The sequence below is a fragment of the Dellaglioa sp. CoH-57-MRSF-18 genome (assembly GCF_056781995.1).
Map to the genome: position 1 here is coordinate 1 of NZ_JBXAXX010000294.1, position 231 is coordinate 231.

At 56.3% G+C, this 231-nt stretch carries 1 protein-coding gene; it reads right to left on the reverse strand.

The window, feature by feature from the left end; genetic code table 11:
* Nucleotides 1-231 (reverse strand): hypothetical protein (locus tag AC1RPG_RS09015; protein ID WP_481762645.1); only part of this gene is annotated, 231 nt, incomplete at both ends.

Below are 231 nucleotides of genomic sequence, written 5' to 3' on the forward strand. Positions count from 1 at the left end.
CTTCCTCGTCGAGCGCGCTGCGCGTGTCTGCCGGGATCACTTGATACTGATCTGCGGGTGCCTTCGAACCATCGAAGAAGATTCGAATGTCTCGGCCAAACTTCGGGTCCGTCACACTGTAGGTCTTCGTAGCCCCAGTCTTCTTCGAGGTAACGGTGTTGAGACCTTTCAGCTCTTTGATTTTTCCGATCAGCGTCGGGGACAGGGCAACCACTTGCCACGGAGTCCACG